This window comes from Streptomyces sp. NPDC054975, assembly GCF_053609105.1.
Window position 1 is genome coordinate 21,055 of the sequence record NZ_JBSGWV010000048.1, and the last position, 17,175, is coordinate 38,229.

Sequence of the window (17,175 nt, forward strand, 5' to 3'; positions counted from 1 at the left end):
GAGTCCCATTCATCTATCGGAACTCTGTTCAGAATAGCGAACAGGGCGCGAAGAGGGGCATGGCGGTGGCTGCTGAACCAGTGTGGAGTGTGGACCCCCGGACGGGGAAGCCGCGGGAACAGGTTGCGGTGGAGGCCACAGCCGAGGACGTCGACCGGGCGGTCACCGCAGCCGCGGCCACCCGTGAGGCGCTCGCCGACCGTACGGTACGGGCGGCCCTGCTCCGTACCGCCGCCGACCTCCTCGACGAGGCCCGGCCGGACGTCGTCGAGACCGCCGACGCCGAGACGGCCCTCGGCCCCGTCCGGCTCACCGGTGAACTGGCCCGCACCACCAGCCAGTTGCGTGCCTTCGCGGACGTGGTCGACGAGGGCGCCTTCCTCGACGTACGGATCGCCCTGCCCGACCCCACGACCACCCCGCCCACGCCCGACCTGCGCCGCTGGAAGATCCCGCTCGGCGTCGTCGCCGTCTACTCCGCCAGCAACTTCCCGCTCGCCTTCTCCGTCCCCGGCGGCGACACCGCAAGCGCCCTCGCGGCCGGCTGCCCCGTCGTCGTCAAGGCCCACCCCGACCACCCGGCCACCTCCGAGCTCTGCGCCGCCCTGCTCCGGCGGGCCGCCGTCAAGGTCGGGCTGCCCGAGGACGTCGTCGCCCTCGTCCACGGCTTCGACGCCGGGGTGGAGCTGGTCCGCCACCCGCTGATCGCGGCGGCCGGCTTCACCGGTTCGGTCCGGGGCGGCCGGGCGCTCTTCGACGCGGCCGCCGCCCGCCCCGTGCCGATCCCCTTCCACGGCGAGCTCGGCTCCCTCAACCCGGTCGTGATCACCGGAGCGGCCGCCGAGGCGCGGGCCGCCGAGATCGGGACCGGGCTCGCGGCCTCCATGACCCTGGGCCAGGGCCAGTTCTGCACCAAGCCCGGCTTCGTCCTGGCGCCCACGGGCGAGGCCGGCGACCGCTTCGTGGCCGCCCTGGAGGACGGCGTGCGGGGCACGGACCCCGGCGTACTGCTCGACGCGCGCATGCGCGGCGCCTTCGTCGCCGGGGCCGCCGAGCGCGCCGGACTGCCCGGTGTCGCCGCGCCCGTCCTGCCCGGTGCCGCCGACGAGCACACCGTCACCGCGGGCTTCCTGGCCGTCGAAGCCGCCACCCTGCTGGAGGGCGGGCACGGGGAGCTCCTGGAGGAGTGCTTCGGCCCCCTCACCGTCGTCGCCCGCTACGACTCACCGGACCAGATCCCGCCCGTCCTCGCCCTGCTCCCCGGCAACCTCACCGCCACCCTCCAGATGGCCGACGAGGACCCGGAGGCCGCGGCCCTGCTCGCCCAGCTCACCCCGCTGGCCGGCCGCGTGCTCGTCAACGACTGGCCGACGGGCGTGGCCGTCTCGGGCGCCCAGCACCACGGCGGCCCGTACCCGGCGACCACCTCCACCTCCACCTCGGTCGGCGCGACCGCGATCGAGCGCTGGCTGCGCCCGGTCACCTACCAGTCGACGCCGCAGCACCTGCTGCCGCCGGAGCTCCGCGACGGCAACCCGCTCGGGCTGCCGCGCCGCTGAGGCCCGGTACCTCTCACACGCGTACGACGATCTTGCCCGTGTGCGTGTCGGACTCCATCAGCCGATGGGCGTCGGTGATCCGCTCCAGACCCTCGAAGGTCTCGGCGATCACCGGCGCCAGCGAGCCGTCGCGCAGACCGGTGCCGAGGAAACCGGCCATCCGGCGCCGTCCCTCCTGGGTGCGCACCACCGCGCCGTTGGCGTAACCCCGCACGGTGAGCGGCCAGTTCATGGGCATCGTGGCCGGCCGGTGGTCGAGCCAGCCGTACAGCACCGCCGTACCGTCCGGTTCCAAGGCGTTGCCCAGCTCGGCGAAGCCCGGTCCGCCGATCGCGTCGAAGACGACCCGCGCACCCCGCCCCTCGGTGAACCGCCGCACCTCCTTCACGACGTCCTCGCTCTCCGTCGTGATCACCCGCGCCGCGCCCAGGTCCAGCAGCCCCTGCCGCTTTCCCGCGCCGCGTGTCGTGACGATCGGCACCGCTCCGAGCCTCAGCGCCACCTGGATCGCGGCCGTCCCGACGCCGCTGGACGCCCCCGTGATCACCACCGCGTCGCCGGGTCGCAGCCCGCCCGCCTCCACCATGCCGCCGTACGCGGTCGTGTACGTCAGCCACGAGGCGGCGGCGGTCACCGCGTCCACGCCCTCGGGCCTGGGCACCACGTACTCCTCGGGCAGCACCACGCGCTCCGCGTGCACGCCGTGGACCCCGAAGTCGAAATTGGCGGCCGCCATCACCGGATCGCCGACGGCGTACGCGGTCACGCCCGCGCCGACCGCCTCCACCACGCCCGCCGCCTCGTAACCGAGCCGGGAGCCGGGGAGCGTCGGCCGGTAGTAGTAGGTGCCCGCGCGGAAGAGGGCCTCGGCGCGGTTGAGGCCGATCGCCTCGACCCGGACGAGCACCTCGGCCGGGCCGGGCGCGGGAAGCGGCACGTCCTCCACCGCCAGGACGTCGGGTCCGCCGATCTCGTGGAACAGCACGGCGCGTGTCATCTGATTCGTCATGGCGTCGACGCTAGGCAGGGGCGGCGAGACGGACCATGTCCCAGGGCCTCCCCGTCATGTCCGTCCGTCTCGGGGCCTCTCGCGCCGTCTCGCGGTACGGTGCGGGCCATGGACGTACTCAGCGATGCCGTGGCGGCCATGCGCACCGGGCGCCCGCACTCCTCCCGTAACGTCAACTCCGGTGCGTGGGGCGTCCGTTTCCCGCCAAGCGAGGGTGCCGGATTCCACGCGGTGGTCCAGGGAACGGCCTGGCTGATCCCGCCGGGCGGCGGCGGGCGGACCGAACCGGTCGAGCTCCGCCCCGGAGACGCGGTCCTGCTCCCGCACGGCACCGGTCACGGACTCGCCGCCGGCCCCGACACCCCGCTCGTCGACGCCGTGCAGGCCTCCGACGGCTCCTGGCCCACCCCGCCCGACCGCGTGCCCGCCGGAGCGGACGAGACCCTGCTGGTGTGCGGCGCGTACCAGGTGAGCAGGGTCCGGGCGCATCCCCTCTTCACCGAGCTGCCGTCGTACGTGCACATCCCCGCCCGGGTCGGCGCCCATCCCCGGCTGCGCGCCGCCATCGACCTGCTCGGCGCCGAACTCGCCGATCCGCAGCCGGGATCCGACGCGCTCGTGCCCGCCCTGCTCGACACGCTGCTGGTGCTGATGCTGCGTACCTGGTGGCTGACCGAGCGCCCGGACCGGGCCACCGGGTGGTCCGCCGCCCTGAGCGATCCCGCCGTCGCCGCGGCCCTGCGCGCGATCCACGCGGACCCGGCCCGGCCGTGGACGGTGGAGGAGCTCGGCGCCGAGGGCGGCCTCTCGCGCGCCGCCTTCGCCCGCCGCTTCGCCACGCTCGTGGGGCGGCCACCGCTGGCGTACCTGACGTGGTGGCGCATGACGACGGCCGGGCGGATGCTCCGCGCGGACGACACCCCGCTCCGCACGGTGGCCCAACGGTCGGGATACGCCTCGGAGTTCGCCTTCGCCAAGGCGTTCAAGCGGGAGTACGGGACGGCGCCGGGACGGTACCGCAAGGGGGCGTAGGGCGGCGCGGGCGGACGAAGGGGCGCGGGCAACCGATTCCCGCGCTCCGCGCGTCCCCGCTGTCATGATCCGACACGCGACCCCCGACGACCTCGACGCCATCGCCGCCCTGCACCTGGAGGCCCGCTCCACCTACTACCGCGCCCACCTCCCCGCCACCGAGTACGCCGGCCCCGAGGAGCTCGCCCGCTCCCGGGAGGGGTGGAGCAGGGCCGTGGAGCGGGGCGACGTGCTCGTGGCGGAACGGGACGGCGTACCGGCCGGCGTCGCCGCGTACAGCAGGAGCGACACCGGCGACGGTACGGTCACGCTCACCCAGCTCCATGTCCGCCCCGACCACTGGCGGCGCGGCGTCGGCACCGAGCTGCACACCGCCTGCCTGGACGCCTGGCGCGCCGAGGGCCTCACCGAGGCCCGCCTCCTGGTGTTCGAGCCGAACGAACGGGCCCGCGCCTTCTACGCCGCCCGCGCCTGGACCCCCGACCCCGACGCCCCGCGCTCCGGCACCCACCTCGTGCTCCGCCTCACACTGGCGCCCGGACCGGAATGAATCCGGCGAGGGCGCGCGTTCCCGCCCTCGGAACACCCCCCCGACCCCGGAGAGAAGAAAGAACATGCGCGTCGAGATCTGGAGCGACATCGCCTGCCCGTGGTGCTACATCGGCAAGGCCCGCTTCGAGAAGGGGCTCGCGGCCTTCGCCCACCGCGACGAGATCGAGGTCGTGCACCGCTCCTTCGAGCTCGACCCGAACCGGGCCAAGGGCGACACCGGGCCGGTCCTCGACATGCTGGCGAAGAAGTACGGCCGGACCCTGGAGGAGGCCCGCGCCATGGAGGCGCACGTCGCCTCCAACGCGCACTCCGAGGGTCTGGGGTACCGCACCGAGGGCCGCGACCACGGCAACACCTTCGACATCCACCGCCTGCTCCACCTCGCCAAGGAGCGCGGTCGGCAGAACGAGCTGCTCGACCTCGCCTACCGCGCCAACTTCGCCGAGGAGCGGTCCGTCTTCGACGCCGAGACGCTCGTCCGGCTCGGGGTCGAGGCCGGCCTGGAGGAGGCCGAGGTCCGGGCCGTGCTCGCCGACGAGACCGCGTACGCGGCGGCGGTACGGGCCGACGAGCGCGAGGCGGCCGAACTGGGCGCGAACGGCGTGCCGTTCTTCGTCCTGGACCGCCGCTTCGGCATCTCCGGCGGCCAGCCCGCCGAGGTCTTCACGCAGGCTTTGGAGCAGGCCTGGCAGGGCCGGACGGTCCTCCAGCCGGTCGGCGCCGACACGGCGGCGGCTCCGGCCTGTGACGTCGACGGGAACTGCGAGGTCTGAGGGCCGATCGGCCCGGGGCCTGGAGCTGGGTCAGGGCTCGGACCTGGGGTTATAAGCGTGAGTTGGGGACTCCCCTTGATCATTCGTCATTGACTTGGGGTCAGGGGGAGCCCAGGCTGGTGCCATGGATGCCACGGATGTCATGGAACCCCTCGGCGGAGCCGAGTTCGCGCCCCAGCAGACGTATCTGAACACCTCCGTGTGCGCGCTGCTGCCGCGCCGCACGATCAAGGCCGTCACGCGGCTCTGCGAGGAGACGGCGGCGGGCCGCCCCGACGGCGCCGGCAGCTTCGACGTCGTCGACGAGGCCCGCGCCACCTTCGCGCGGCTCACAGCCGTCCACCCGGACCGGGTCGCCGTCGGCAGTTCCGTCTCCGTCCACGTCGGGATGATCGCGCAGTCGATGCCCGCGGGCGCCGAGATCCTCTTCCCCGAGGGCGATTTCGCCTCGCTGATCACGCCGTTCACCGTGCGCGGCGACCTCAAGACGCGCTTCGTGCCGCTGGAGCGGCTCGCGGAGTCCGTCGGCCCCGACACCGCGCTCGTCGCCTTCTCCGCCGTCCAGTCGGCGGACGGCCGTACGGCCGACTTCGCGGCGGTACGGGCCGCGGCGGCCGCGCACGGAGCCCGCACGCTCCTCGACGCCACCCAGTCGGCGGGCTGGCTGCCGCTGCGCGCGGGGGAGTGGGACTTCACGGTGTCCGGCGGCTACAAGTTCCTGCTCTGCCCGCGCGGCGCGTCCTTCCTCACCGTCACCGAGGAGGCGCAGGAGGAGCTGGTCGCCATCCACGCCGGCTGGGTCACGGGCGAGGAGGTGTGGGCGAACAGCTACGGGCCGGTGCGCGAACTGGCCCGCGCCGCACGGCGGTTCGACGAGCCGCCGGCGTTCCTCTCGTACCACGGGGCGGCCCGTTCGCTCGCGCTGCTCGAAGAGATCGGCATCGAGCGGATCGAGGCCCACAACAAGGCTCTCGCCGCCCGCTTCCGGGCCGGCCTCGCGGAGCTGGGCCACGCCCCCGTGCCGGACGTCTCCGGCGTGGTGGGCATCCCGGGGCTCGGCCACCGGCAGCCCGAACTGGCGGCCGCCGGCGTCCTGACGTCCGCCCGCGCGGGCAACCTGCGGGTGTCCGTCCACCTCTACAACGGCCCGGCCGACGTCGACCGCGCCCTGGAGGTCCTGGCGGGTTGACCGGCGGCGGGGCCCCCAAGGAAGGGGCCCCGCTCGGTCACCGCACCCGCGACGGCGTCACCACACCCGCGACAGCGCTACCGCACCGCGACAGCGCTACCGCACCGGCGTGAAGTCCCGCGCCCCGATGAATTCCGGCCTCCGTACCGGCGCCGCGAACGGCTCCACCGCCGCGTTCTCGACGCTGTTGAAGACGATGAAGACGTTGCTGCGCGGGTACGGCGTGATGTTGTCGCCCGAGCCGTGCATCGCGTTGCAGTCGAACCAGGTCGCCGAACCCGCCCGGCCCGTGAAGAGCTTGATGCCGTGCGCGTCCGCGAGCGAGGTCAGCGCCTCGTCCGACGGGGTGCCCGCGTCCTGCATCTGGAGGGACCGCTTGTAGTTGTCCTTCGGCGTCGCGCCCGCGCAGCCCAGGAACGTCCGGTGCGAGCCCGGCATGATCATCAGGCCGCCGTTGGTGTCGTGGTTCTCGGTCAGCGCGATCGACACCGACACCGTGCGCATGCGCGGCAGGCCGTCCTCCGCGTGCCAGGTCTCGAAGTCCGAGTGCCAGTAGAACCCGGAGGCGCCGAAGCCCGGCTTCACGTTGATCCGCGACTGGTGGACGTACACGTCCGAACCGAGGATCTCGCGGGCCCGGCCCACCACCCGCTCGTCGCGGACCAGGCGGGCGAAGACCTCGCTGATCCGGTGCACCTCGAAGACGGACCGTACGGTGGACGACTTCGACTCGACGATCGCGCGCGGGTCGGCGCGTACGGCCGGATCGGCGACCAGCCGGTCCAGCTCGCGCCGGTAGCCGGCGACCTCGTCGTCGGTCAGCAGCTCCGGCTCGACCAGGAAGCCGTCCCGGTCGTACGACTCAAGGCCCGGGGCGTCGCCCCACACCACCGGGTCCCGGCGGGGCGTGAGCACCTCGGAGGCGCCGCGGGTCGGGTACAGGTCGGTCAGGACGTCGGTCATGATCAGCCCTCCTCCGTGAGCAGGGGGTACACCCCGTTCTCGTCATGGTCCTCCCGCCCGGTGACCGGGGGGTTGAAGACGCAGACGCAGCGGAAATCGGTCTTGGGGCGCATGGTGTGCCGCTCGTGGCCGTCGAGCAGGTACATCGTGCCCGGCTCGATCCAGTGCGTCTCGCCGGTCTCGTCGTTCGTCAGCTCGGCCTCGCCCTCGACGCACAGGACGGCCTCGACGTGGTTGGCGTACCACATGGACGTCTCGGTGCCCGCGTAGAGCACGGTCTCGTGGAGCGAGAAGCCGACCCGCTCCTTGGCGAGGATGATCCGCTTGCTCTCCCAGGTGCCGGAGGCAGCCCGCACATGGCGGTCGGTGTTCTCGATGTCCTTGAACGATCGGACGATCACGGTGGTGCAACTCCTCTTCTACCGGTGGTACCGGTGGTACCGGTGTTTCAGGCGGTCTCGCGGACCGCGCGGGACAGCGTGCGCAGTCCCTCGTCCAGCTCCTCCGGCGTGATGGTCAGCGGCGGGAGGAGCTTGACGACCTGGCTCTCCGGGCCCGAGGTCTCCAGCAGGAGCCCCAGCTCGAAGGCGCGGGCGCAGACCTTCGAGGCCCGGGTCCGGTCGGCGAACTCCAGGCCCCAGACCAGGCCACGGCCCCGGAAGTGGGCGCCGTCGGCGGAGTTCTCCTCGCAGACGGCGAGCAGCGCCTGCTCGACCTGCTCGCCGCGTGCCAGGGTCTGCTTCTCCATCTGGCCGTCGGCCCAGTACGCGTCGAGCGCGGCGGCTGCGGTGACGAAGGCCGGGTTGTTGCCCCGGAAGGTGCCGTTGTGCTCGCCGGGCTCCCAGACGTCCAGCTCCGGCCGGAACAGGCAGAGCGACATCGGCAGCCCGTACCCGCTGATCGACTTCGACAGCGTGACGATGTCCGGGGTGATGCCGGCCTCCTCGAAGGAGAAGAAGGCGCCGGTACGGCCGCAGCCCATCTGGATGTCGTCGACGATCAGCAGCATGTCCTGGCGCCGGCACAGGTCGGCGAGCGCGCGCAGCCACTCGGCCCGCGCCACGTTGATGCCGCCCTCGCCCTGCACCGTCTCGACGATCACCGCGGCCGGCTTGTTCAGACCGGAACCCTGGTCGTCGAGCAGCCGCTCGAACCAGAGGAAGTCCGGTACCTGACCGTCGAGATAGTGGTCGAACGGCATCGGGGTGCCGTGCACCAGCGGAATCCCGGCCCCGGCCCGCTTGAAGGCGTTGCCGGTGACGGCCAGCGAACCGAGCGACATGCCGTGGAAGGCGTTGGTGAAGGAGACGACCGACTCGCGGCCCTTCACCTTCCGCGCCAGTTTCAGCGCGGACTCCACGGCGTTGGTGCCGGTCGGCCCCGGGAACATCACCTTGTACGGCAGGGAGCGCGGCTTCAGCACGACCTCCTGGAAGGTCTCCAGGAAGGTCCGCTTGGCGGTGGTCGCCATGTCGAGACCGTGGGTGATCCCGTCGCGTTCCAGATAGTCGATCAACGCCCGTTTCAGTACGGGGTTGTTGTGGCCGTAGTTGAGCGAGCCCGCGCCCGCGAAGAAGTCGAGGTACTCGTGCCCGTCCTCGTCGGTGAGGCGCGCGCCCTGCGCGCGGTCGAAGACGGTGGGCCAGCCGCGGCAGTAGCTGCGCACCTCCGACTCCAGGGTCTCGAAGACGCTCAGTTCGGGAGGGGTGAGGGTCACAGCGAAGCTCCGGGGGTGTGGAAGGGGCCTATGCGGTACAGGACTTCGGGCTGATGGGCGCCGTCGGCGGTGTCGGGGAACAGGCCCCCGTCGAAGAGGACTTCGCGCTCCAGGTGGAGTCCGTGCCGGGCGGCGTAGGCGGTGAAGAGCCGGTCCGAGGGCGTGTTGTCGGGCGTGATCGTCGTCTCGACGGCCTCCGGGGTGACCCGGGCGGTCAGCGCGTCGAGCAGTACACCGGCCAGGCCTCGCCCTCGGTGGGTCTCGTCGACGGCGATCTGCCAGACGACGAGGGTGCCCGGCCGGTCCGGGCGCAGGTACCCGGTGACGAAGGCGACCGGCTCGCCGTCGGCGGCGCGCGCGACCAGCGAGGTGGCGGCGAAGTCGCGGCACCACAGCAGGTAGCTGTACGAGGAGTTCAGGTCCAGCACCCGCGAATCGCGTGCGATGCGCCAGATTGCGGCTCCGTCCTCCACGCGTGGGCTTTCCAGTGTCATGGCTGCTTGTGCTGCGGTCATGGCGAGGGAATTTACCGATTGAATTCGCGAATTGCATGGGGCTGAGGGGTGGGCGGAGAGAGCCGGATGTGTTATTCGCGCGGGCGCGAAACGATGCCTGTTTGCCCGGATATATCCGCCCAAAATGGGCGTGGTGTGGAGTCCGTCACAGGGCGTGGAATGAGCCGGAAATGCTGACGAAACCTTGGCGTTTAGGGTCCGGGAAACGGGGCAGAAGAAACGCGGAAGGTGAAGGGGAATTCGCTTGAATAAGGCGCGCTGAGAATATGGGCGAAAAACGCACCGAAAGCAGGTGCGGAGATTGCGCTCGGAGAATGTGGGGCGACGGGCCGGGTGGGCCGGTCGCCGATCGCGCGGATGGCCGGGACGAGGACGTCACGTCGCACGTCCTCGCCCCGGCCCTCCGCGGAGGATTCGTCCAGGCCTAGGGGGTGTCCCTAGACCCACGCCTCCGTCACCGCACGCCGGGCGGCCTCCAGGTCGACCGGGCGGCCCGTCTCCGCGAGGGCGGCGCCCAGGGCCGCCAGGGAGGACTGGACCGCGCCCGGGGTCGCGTCCACGCCGTAGTGGTTGACCCGGATCATCTCCTTCGACAGCGCCCCGCCGCCCGCGATCAGCGGCAGCGACGGGTCCGCCGCCAGCGCCCGGGCGACCAGCTCCGAGGCGTTCACGCCCTCCGGGGCGCGCAGCGTCGTCGCGACCGGGGCCGCGTCCTTCGCCGCGTGGACGTACGGCTCCAGACCGCCGCCGAGGGCCAGCGTCCCCGCGCGCGTGGCGCCGGCGGCGGACGCGTGACGGGCCATCAGCGCGTCGAGACCCTCGGACTCGATCCGCTCCACACAGGCCTCCAGGGCCAGCATCTCCAGCTGCGCCGGCGCGTGCAGCAGCGCCTTGCGGCCGCCGTCGATCCAGCGCTCCTTCCAGTCCAGGAGGGAGAGGTACGAACGGCGCGGCGCCCGCGGGTTGGCGGCGAACCGCTCCCACGCCCGCTCGCTCACCGACACCGCCGAGACGCCGGCGGGACCGCCCATCGCCTTCTGCGCGCCGATGATGCACATGTCCACGCCCCACGCGTCCGGCAGCACCGGCTCCGCGCCGATCGACGCCACCGCGTCCAGGTAGAACAGCGCCCCGTGCGCCCGCACGACCTCGCCGATCTCGGCCACCGGGTTGGTGTTGCCCGTCGCCGCCTCCGCGTGCACCAGGGAGACGAAGTCGATCGCCGGGTGCTCGGCGAGCGCCCGCTCCACCTGGTCGGCCGTCACCGCGGCGTGGAAGGGCACCTCCAGGTCCACGACCGTCGCGCCGCAGTCCCGCAGCCAGTTGCCGAAGGTCTGACCGTACGGACCGGTGACGATGTTCAGCGCCGTCGAGCCCGGCCGGGCCCCGCTGCGGATGCAGCCCTCCAGCGGCAGCAGCGCCTCGCCCTGGGTGATCACCACGTCCTGCTCGGTGGAGAGCAGGGCGGCGACCCGCCGCTCGATGGACGCGAAGTGCGCGGCGGTCAGCGGGGCGAGGTCCAGCAGCGGGTGTGTCACGGTCACGGTGGTGCCTTCTTCGAAAAGGGGGTCGAGCGTCGGTTTCAGCGTACCGAGCCGGTCCCCGCCCCCTTCGGACCTCCGCCGCCCTCCTCGTACAGTGCAGTCATGAGCGATCGCGTGGTGCTGCATGTGAAGGGGCGGGTGCTCGTCGGCCCGGAGGACGTACGGGACGAGCTCTGGGCGGTCGACGGGCGCGTCACGTACACCCGTCCGTCCGGTGAGGCGCTGACGGTCGAGGGCTGGGCCCTGCCGGGCCTCGTCGACGCGCACTGCCACGTCGGCCTGGACCAGCACGGCCCGGTCGACGACGCCACCAGTGAGAAGCAGGCGCTGACCGACCGCGACGCGGGCACGCTGCTGATCCGTGACGCGGGCTCGCCGTCCGACACCCGGTGGATCGACGAGCGCGACGACCTGCCGAAGATCATCCGGGCCGGTCGGCACATCGCCCGCACCCGCCGCTACATCCGCAACTACGCCCACGAGATCGAGCCCGAGGACCTGGTGGCGTACGTAGGACGGGAGGCCCGGCGCGGCGACGGCTGGGTCAAGCTCGTCGGCGACTGGATCGACCGCGAGGTGGGCGACCTGTCGGCGTGCTGGCCGCGCGCCGAGGTCGAGGCGGCCATCGCCGAGGCGCACCGGCTCGGGGCCCGGGTCACCGCGCACTGCTTCGCGGAGGACTCGCTGCGGGACCTGGTGGAGGCGGGCATCGACTGCATCGAGCACGCCACCGGGCTCACCGAGGAGACGATCCCGCTCTTCGCCGAGCGGGGCGTCGCGATCGTGCCGACCCTCGTCAACATCGCCACCTTCCCGCGTCTCGCGGACGGCGGCGAGGAGAGGTTCCCGCGCTGGTCGGCGCATATGCGGCGGCTGTACGAGCGCCGGTACGACACGGTCCGCTCGGCGTACGACGCGGGCGTCCCGGTCTTCGTCGGTACGGACGCGGGCGGCTCCCTGGCCCACGGCCTGGTCGCGGCCGAGGTGGAGGAGCTGGTCAAGGCGGGCATCCCGCCGATCGAGGCCCTCTCGGCGACCACGTGGGGCGCCCGCGCCTGGCTGGGCCGCCCCTCCCTGGAGGAAGGCGCGCCGGCGGACCTCGTCGTCTACGCCGAGGACCCCCGCGCGGACGTCCGCGCGCTCGCGGCGCCGCGCAGGGTCGTCGTGAACGGCCGTGTGATCGGCTGAACCGGGGCGCCCGCAAGAGGGGAGCGCCCCGGTCCGTCTTCGCCGTACGCCCGGTTCAGCGGGTCAGGAACGCCAGGCGGGCCCGCTTCTGCGGGATGAAGACCTCGGGGAGGTCCACCTCCGGCAGGACCACCTCGGGGCCCAGCTCGAAGCCGGCCCGTGCCAGCCGGGCGATCGCCTTCTCGTTGGCGGCGTCCGGCTCGGCGACGAGGCGGGTACGGCCGGTCAGCGCGAACGCGGTCAGCGCGACGAACAGCCGGGCGGTGAAGCCGGGTTCGGCGGTGGGGGCCGGCGCGATCAGGATGTGCACCCCGATGTCGCCGGGCTCCACGTCGTAGCACTCACCGACACGGTCGGCCGAGGGCTCGTACGTCTGGAAGAGCGCCACCGGCTCGCCGTCCCGCCGTACCAGGAAGCCGTGGTGCGTGGTGAGCGAGTCCAGGTGCGCGTAGATCTCCCGTACCTGGTCGACGGTCGTACCGCCCATGCCCCAGAACCGGGACCGGTCCTCGTTGACCCAGCGGTGGATCAGGGCGGCGTCGCGGTCGGGGTCGACGGGGTCGATCCGGACGGTGCCGAAGCCCTCGACGGTCTGGACGTGGACCGGCGTGACCGGCCTGACCGGCTCAGCGGTCTTCATGCGGGTGCTCCTTGGTGAGGTGGTGCCAGGCGGTGGTCACGGGGGCGAGTCCGCCCCGCAGCCACAGGGGGAGTTGGTCGCGGTGGTGGGGGTCGTCGGCGACCCCGGAGGCGCCGAACGGCACGATCCACAGGCTCCGGTCGCGGTCGGCGAGGTCCCAGACGTAGCGGGCGGCGGAGGCGCGGGCGCTGCGGTCGGTGAACCCCGGCACGCTGGACGAGGACATCACGCAGTCGTGGTCGCCGGAGAGGCCGGGCCATCGGGCGTCGTCGTCCTCGTCGGGGAGCGCCTGCCAGGGCGCGAGCCGGTGGGTGACACCCCAGGCGGGCGGCTCCTCGCCGGCGGCGACCTCCTCCAGGGCCTCGCGGACGATCTCGGCGACATCGGCGGCCGGTACGGGACCGAAGGCCAGCAGCGTCTCCAGGGCGAACGCCACGCGCGGCCCGAGGGCCAGCCAGGGCAGGAACACCGAGGGGTACGCGACGGGCTCCCGGAGCGCCGCGAACGCCGCATGCCCGGTGAGCCGCCGGACGACGGCACCGCGCACGGCGGCATACAGCCCGGCGTCGCTGCTCTCCGCGTCCATCCGCCGGTCCCACGCCAGAAGACGGGTCCGGACGGCGAGAGCGCCGGGCGAGAGGCCGGGACGGGCGGCGGTGTCCGGGATGTCGGCGTCGGGGTCGGCGTGGTCCGGGCCGCCGATGCCGGGACCCGGCTCGGGCGGGGCTCCGGCGGGGGCGCCGGGGGAGAGGCCGGGGAGGCGGGGAGGGCCGGCGGCGTCCGCGCCCGCCTCGCCGCCGTCCGCGTCCGTGGCTGCCGCGCGGATCGCCGCGAGGAGGCGGGCCGCCGAGGGGTTGTCGGTGTCGGTGTGGACGTCGGCCATCGCCTCCGGCGTCCAGGACGTCGAGGCGGCGAGCAGCGCGTCGATCCGGGCCGCCCGGTGCGGGGGAGCGAACTCGATGCCGAGCGGCGCCGCCAGGCCGCGTGCGTTGGCCATGACGGCGTGGCCCTCGACGTCCGCGCGGGGCGTCGGCTTCGCGGCCCCCTCCTGCCAGGCGTGGGCCGCGTCCCAGGCGGGCACCACCCGCACGGAGTTGGCGTGGTCGCGCACGGGGACGTACCCGGCGACCCGGTGCAGGAGTCCGCCGTCCACGTCGGCGGCCAGGACGACGTTGACCGGCTCGACCCAGCCGTCAACGGCCCGGTCCACGTCCGCGACGGTGCGGGCGGCCAGCAGCTCGGGCAGCACCCCGAACCCCAGCTCCCCGGTCACACGCGGCGGATACCGCAGGCTGATCGCCTCCCAGGCGGCCCCCTCACCGCCGCCGCCGTCCGCGCCTGCGGCACCGTCCGAGGCAGCCGCAGCCGCACCAGCGCCCGCAGCCGCACCCGAGGCACCCGCGCCCGCAGCCGCACCCGCGCCCGCCGAAGCCGCACCGGCAGGCGCCGGCCCCCCGTCCGAGCCGATGATCACCGGCCCCCGCTCCGTCTCGATCACCTCGATCCCGACCGGGTCGCCACCCGCCACCTCCACCGTCTCCCGGTGGACGGACGCCGGGCGCCAGCCGTCCGGGCCCAGGGCCTCTATGCCGCCGTCGGCGGTCCGCCGGAGCCGCTCCCGGTACAGGTCCTGGTAGTCGGACATCGCGTTGGTGATCGCCCAGGCGACCCCGCCGGTGTGGCCGAAGTGCGCGAGGCCCGGGATGCCCGGGACCGCCAGGCCCAGCACGTCGTACTCCGGGCACGCGAGGCGGATCTGCTGATACACGCCGGGCGCCTCGATGAAGCGGTGCGGGTCGCCCGCGATGATCGCCGAACCGCTCGCCGTCCGGGCGCCGGAGACGAGCCAGCCGTTGGAGCCGGACGTCCACGGCAGGTCCGTGGCGAACAGCTCCGTCCACTCCTCGCCGAGCCGGCGTGCGACCTCCTCCCGCCACAGCTTGGCGGGGAAGCCCGCGAACAGGATGTGCGTGGTGAGCCAGACCGCCAGCGGCGTCCACGGCTCCCAGCGCCCGGGCGTGAGCCCCACCCGCGCGAACTGGCCTGCACGCACCGCCCCTTCCGGCAGGCCCGCGTTGACGCCGTCCACGTACGCCCGTACCCAGCGCGCCGTCCGCTCGTCCAGCCGGTCGTAGCAGCGGCGTGCGGTGTCGGCCAGCCTGGCCTGCCGCGCGAAGGTGTCCCAGGCGGTCTCCCCGGCCCCGAGGAACGCGGCCGTCGTGCCCTGCGCCCGGTGCCGCTCCACCTCCAGCTGCCAGGCCCGGTCCACCGCCGTCACCCGCCCCTGCGCGAAGGCGAGTTCGTCCGGATTGTTGCCCCGCAGATGCGGAATGCCCCAATCGTCCCGGTAGACCTCGATACCCACTCCGACCCCGATCTTGTTCACTCTGCTTAGGTTAGGCTGACCTAAATTAATCTACAGGTAACGCAGGGGAGGCGATCGCGGTGGGGCATGGCTGGGAAGGTGTGGTCCTCAAGCTGTTCCGAGGCCGGGACTTCACGTTCACGGTGACCGGGGCCGAGCAGGTCACCGAGCACTTCCGCCGGGTGCATCTGACCGACGGCGGGCTCCTCGCCGCCGCCGGCGTCCACCCGACGATGTGGGTACGGCTCTGGTTCGAGAACGCCGGCAAGCCGCACCAGCGCGCCTACACCCTCGTCGACCCCGACCGTGACGCGGGCACCTTCAGCCTGGAGTTCGCCCTCCACGAGGGGGTCGCCAGCGACTGGGCCCGCACCTGCGCCCCCGGCGACACCATCGAGGCCACGCTCCAGGGCACCGGCTTCACCGCCCCCGAACCCCGGCCCGGCCGCATGTTCGTGATCGGCGACCCGGCCTCGCTGCCCGCCATCAACTCCCTCCTCGACTCCGCCCCCGACGTCCCGGCCACGCTCTGGTTCGAGACCTCCCACGAAGCGGACGAGGAGCTGCCGCTGCGCCTCGACGCGGCCCGCCACGAGCTGCGCAGGGTCCCGCGCCAGGGCGGCGGCGCCGCGCTCGTCGAGCGGGTGCGCGCCGAGCTTCCGGAGCTGCTCAAGGGCGACGGCGGCCCCGACGGCCACCCGTACGTCTGGATCGCCTGCGACACGGCGACCACCCGCACCCTCGCCGCGTATGTCCGCAAGGAGCTCGCGCTCCCCAAGGAGCGGGTCCACTCCCTGGGCTACTGGCGCGCCTCCTGACCGCCCGAGGTGTGCGGCCGCCGCCGAGGCGTCGGGTTGACCGTCCGTTACCGGAGGTCGGCGCGGGTCGTTGAAACCCTTCCGGCGCGCACCCGCGCGATACGAAACGCGCGGGGCGCGCGGGAACGCGTGTGCCGAAAGAATCGAATATGGGCCCGGAAACCCCCCTTTGGAGTGAACTCACGCCAGGTGTCTGCCGGTTCACCCTCCGTGCGTAAAGATTCCGGTGTCTCAAGTCGCCGAGACCGCGTCGATCCCGTGTCCCCGTGGTGAGCGGCCGGCGGCGCCATGTCTCTTGTGGGGGTACCACCATCTTGAACAGCAACACCTTCCGCATGCCCGTACGCCGCACCGCCGCCGCCGCGACCGTCGCCGCGCTGGCCGTCGGGCCCGCGGTCCTCCTGGCCCCCGCGGCGCACGCCACCGGCGGCGAAGGGCGCGCGACCGCCGTCGTCCTGCGGACCGGGCTCGACGTCTCGCTCCTCGACAAGTCGGTCGACGTGCCGCTGCGCGCCTCCCTCAACGAGGTCAAGGCGCCGGAGAGCGAGAACCGGACCGCGCTGACGGTCAAGGTGGAAGGCGCCGAGAACGGCAAGCCGATCGACGTGCTGCGCGCCGACGTCGCCACCTCGAAGGCCACGGTCGACAAGACCAAGGCCGAGGGATACGTCCATCTGGCCAAGGCGAAGGTCCACGTTCCCGGCGTGCCCCTGCTCTCCCTGATCGAGGTCGAGAAGGTCACCTCCAAGGCGCTCTGCGAGACCGGCAAGCAGCCTGTCGCCGAGTCCAACGTGCTCGGGCACGTGACCGTCCTCGGCAAGAGGACCACCCTGTCGACGGCCGGGCAGACCAAGGTCAGCGTGCCGGGCGTCGGCGACGTGACCCTCGACCTGTCCCGTACGTCCACCACCTCCCGCACGGCCGCCGCCACCGCCCTCGAACTGAAGGTGGAGGTCAACCCGCTGAAGCTCGGTGTGGCCGAGGTCAACGGCGTGGTCACCCTCGCCGAGGCCACCTGCGAGACGCCCAAGGGCACGAAGCCCACGGAGAAGCCGACCGAGAAGCCCACGGAGCAGCCGAGCGAGCAGCCCTCGCAGGAGCCCTCCGCCAAGCCCAACGACGCCGGCGGGGTCGAGACACAGAACGAGGGCGCCAGGCCCACCGACCAGAACCTCGCCGCGACGGGCGGCAGTTCGACGACCCCGTACCTGGCCGGCGGCGCCGTCGTCCTGCTCGGCGGCGGCGCGGGGGCGCTCGTCCTGGCCCGTAGCCGCGCCCGGGGCTGACCGACGCGGGGGGCCGACCCGAGGG

The 17,175-nt window shown here is 73.1% G+C and carries 16 protein-coding genes; 8 read left to right on the plus strand and 8 right to left on the minus strand.

The features are described from left to right. Positions 1-59: 59 nt before the first annotated feature. Positions 60-1,559, plus strand: coding sequence for an aldehyde dehydrogenase (NADP(+)) (locus ACWF79_RS28825; protein WP_453731088.1), 1,500 nt, complete (start codon positions 60-62; stop codon positions 1,557-1,559). A 13-nt stretch (positions 1,560-1,572) separates the two neighbouring features. Here the strand turns inward: ACWF79_RS28825 and ACWF79_RS28830 are convergent, their stop codons facing one another. After that, positions 1,573-2,568: a zinc-dependent alcohol dehydrogenase family protein gene (locus ACWF79_RS28830; protein ID WP_453731089.1), complete on the minus strand. Its 996-nt coding sequence runs from the start codon at positions 2,566-2,568 to the stop codon at positions 1,573-1,575. A gap of 108 nt (positions 2,569-2,676) precedes the next feature. On the opposite strand from ACWF79_RS28830, the gene ACWF79_RS28835 reads away from it, so the two are divergent. From ACWF79_RS28835 to ACWF79_RS28850, 4 genes are all read left to right on the plus strand, one after another. Then, on the plus strand, positions 2,677-3,600 hold the full coding sequence (locus tag ACWF79_RS28835; protein WP_453731090.1) for an AraC family transcriptional regulator: 924 nt from the start codon (positions 2,677-2,679) through the stop codon (positions 3,598-3,600). 64 nt (positions 3,601-3,664) lie between these two features. After that, positions 3,665-4,150 (plus strand): N-acetyltransferase family protein, encoded by a 486-nt coding sequence (locus tag ACWF79_RS28840; protein WP_453731091.1) that lies wholly within the window; start codon positions 3,665-3,667, stop codon positions 4,148-4,150. Between the two features lie 64 nt (positions 4,151-4,214). Continuing rightward, positions 4,215-4,925 carry a DsbA family oxidoreductase gene (locus ACWF79_RS28845; protein ID WP_453731092.1) on the plus strand — a complete coding sequence of 237 codons (711 nt, stop codon included), beginning with the start codon at positions 4,215-4,217 and terminating at the stop codon, positions 4,923-4,925. Between the two features lie 142 nt (positions 4,926-5,067). Next, positions 5,068-6,114 carry an aminotransferase class V-fold PLP-dependent enzyme gene (locus tag ACWF79_RS28850; protein WP_453731112.1) on the plus strand — a complete coding sequence of 349 codons (1,047 nt, stop codon included), beginning with the start codon at positions 5,068-5,070 and terminating at the stop codon, positions 6,112-6,114. 96 nt (positions 6,115-6,210) lie between these two features. Here ACWF79_RS28850 and thpD read toward each other — a convergent pair whose 3' ends face one another. From thpD to ACWF79_RS28875, 5 genes are all read right to left on the minus strand, one after another. After that, positions 6,211-7,077 carry an ectoine hydroxylase gene (gene thpD / locus ACWF79_RS28855; protein WP_453731093.1) on the minus strand — a complete coding sequence of 289 codons (867 nt, stop codon included), beginning with the start codon at positions 7,075-7,077 and terminating at the stop codon, positions 6,211-6,213. A gap of 2 nt (positions 7,078-7,079) precedes the next feature. Then, entirely contained in the window at positions 7,080-7,478 is a 399-nt protein-coding gene (locus ACWF79_RS28860) for an ectoine synthase (RefSeq protein WP_453731094.1), read from the minus strand. Positions 7,479-7,525: 47 nt separating this feature from the next. Further along, positions 7,526-8,794: a diaminobutyrate--2-oxoglutarate transaminase gene (ectB, locus tag ACWF79_RS28865; protein WP_453731095.1), complete on the minus strand. Its 1,269-nt coding sequence runs from the start codon at positions 8,792-8,794 to the stop codon at positions 7,526-7,528. Next, the gene (ectA, locus tag ACWF79_RS28870; RefSeq protein WP_453731096.1) at positions 8,791-9,309 is read right to left on the minus strand and encodes a diaminobutyrate acetyltransferase; all 519 of its coding nucleotides are present in this window, start codon (positions 9,307-9,309) and stop codon (positions 8,791-8,793) included. Before ectA ends, ectB begins: the two co-directional genes overlap by 4 nt. 437 nt (positions 9,310-9,746) lie before the next feature. After that, positions 9,747-10,847: a pyridoxal-phosphate-dependent aminotransferase family protein gene (locus ACWF79_RS28875; RefSeq protein ID WP_453731113.1), complete on the minus strand. Its 1,101-nt coding sequence runs from the start codon at positions 10,845-10,847 to the stop codon at positions 9,747-9,749. 108 nt (positions 10,848-10,955) lie between these two features. Between ACWF79_RS28875 and ACWF79_RS28880 the strand changes: the two genes are divergently transcribed. Beyond that, complete coding sequence (locus ACWF79_RS28880) at positions 10,956-12,041, plus strand: amidohydrolase family protein (RefSeq protein WP_453731097.1); 1,086 nt, start codon at positions 10,956-10,958, stop codon at positions 12,039-12,041. 55 nt (positions 12,042-12,096) lie between these two features. On the opposite strand, the gene ACWF79_RS28885 is transcribed toward ACWF79_RS28880, so the two are convergent. Together ACWF79_RS28885 and ACWF79_RS28890 are read right to left on the minus strand one after the other, a co-directional pair. Further along, positions 12,097-12,681 (minus strand): GNAT family N-acetyltransferase, encoded by a 585-nt coding sequence (locus ACWF79_RS28885; protein ID WP_453731098.1) that lies wholly within the window; start codon positions 12,679-12,681, stop codon positions 12,097-12,099. Next, positions 12,668-15,067 carry a penicillin acylase family protein gene (locus ACWF79_RS28890; protein ID WP_453731099.1) on the minus strand — a complete coding sequence of 800 codons (2,400 nt, stop codon included), beginning with the start codon at positions 15,065-15,067 and terminating at the stop codon, positions 12,668-12,670. Before ACWF79_RS28890 ends, ACWF79_RS28885 begins: the two co-directional genes overlap by 14 nt. 59 nt (positions 15,068-15,126) lie before the next feature. Here ACWF79_RS28890 and ACWF79_RS28895 point away from each other — a divergent pair, with 59 nt between their 5' ends. Further along, positions 15,127-15,864 (plus strand): siderophore-interacting protein, encoded by a 738-nt coding sequence (locus tag ACWF79_RS28895; RefSeq protein WP_453731100.1) that lies wholly within the window; start codon positions 15,127-15,129, stop codon positions 15,862-15,864. A 314-nt stretch (positions 15,865-16,178) separates the two neighbouring features. Continuing rightward, positions 16,179-17,150, plus strand: coding sequence for an SCO1860 family LAETG-anchored protein (locus ACWF79_RS28900; RefSeq protein WP_453731101.1), 972 nt, complete (start codon positions 16,179-16,181; stop codon positions 17,148-17,150). The last annotated feature ends 25 nt before the right edge of the window (positions 17,151-17,175 follow it).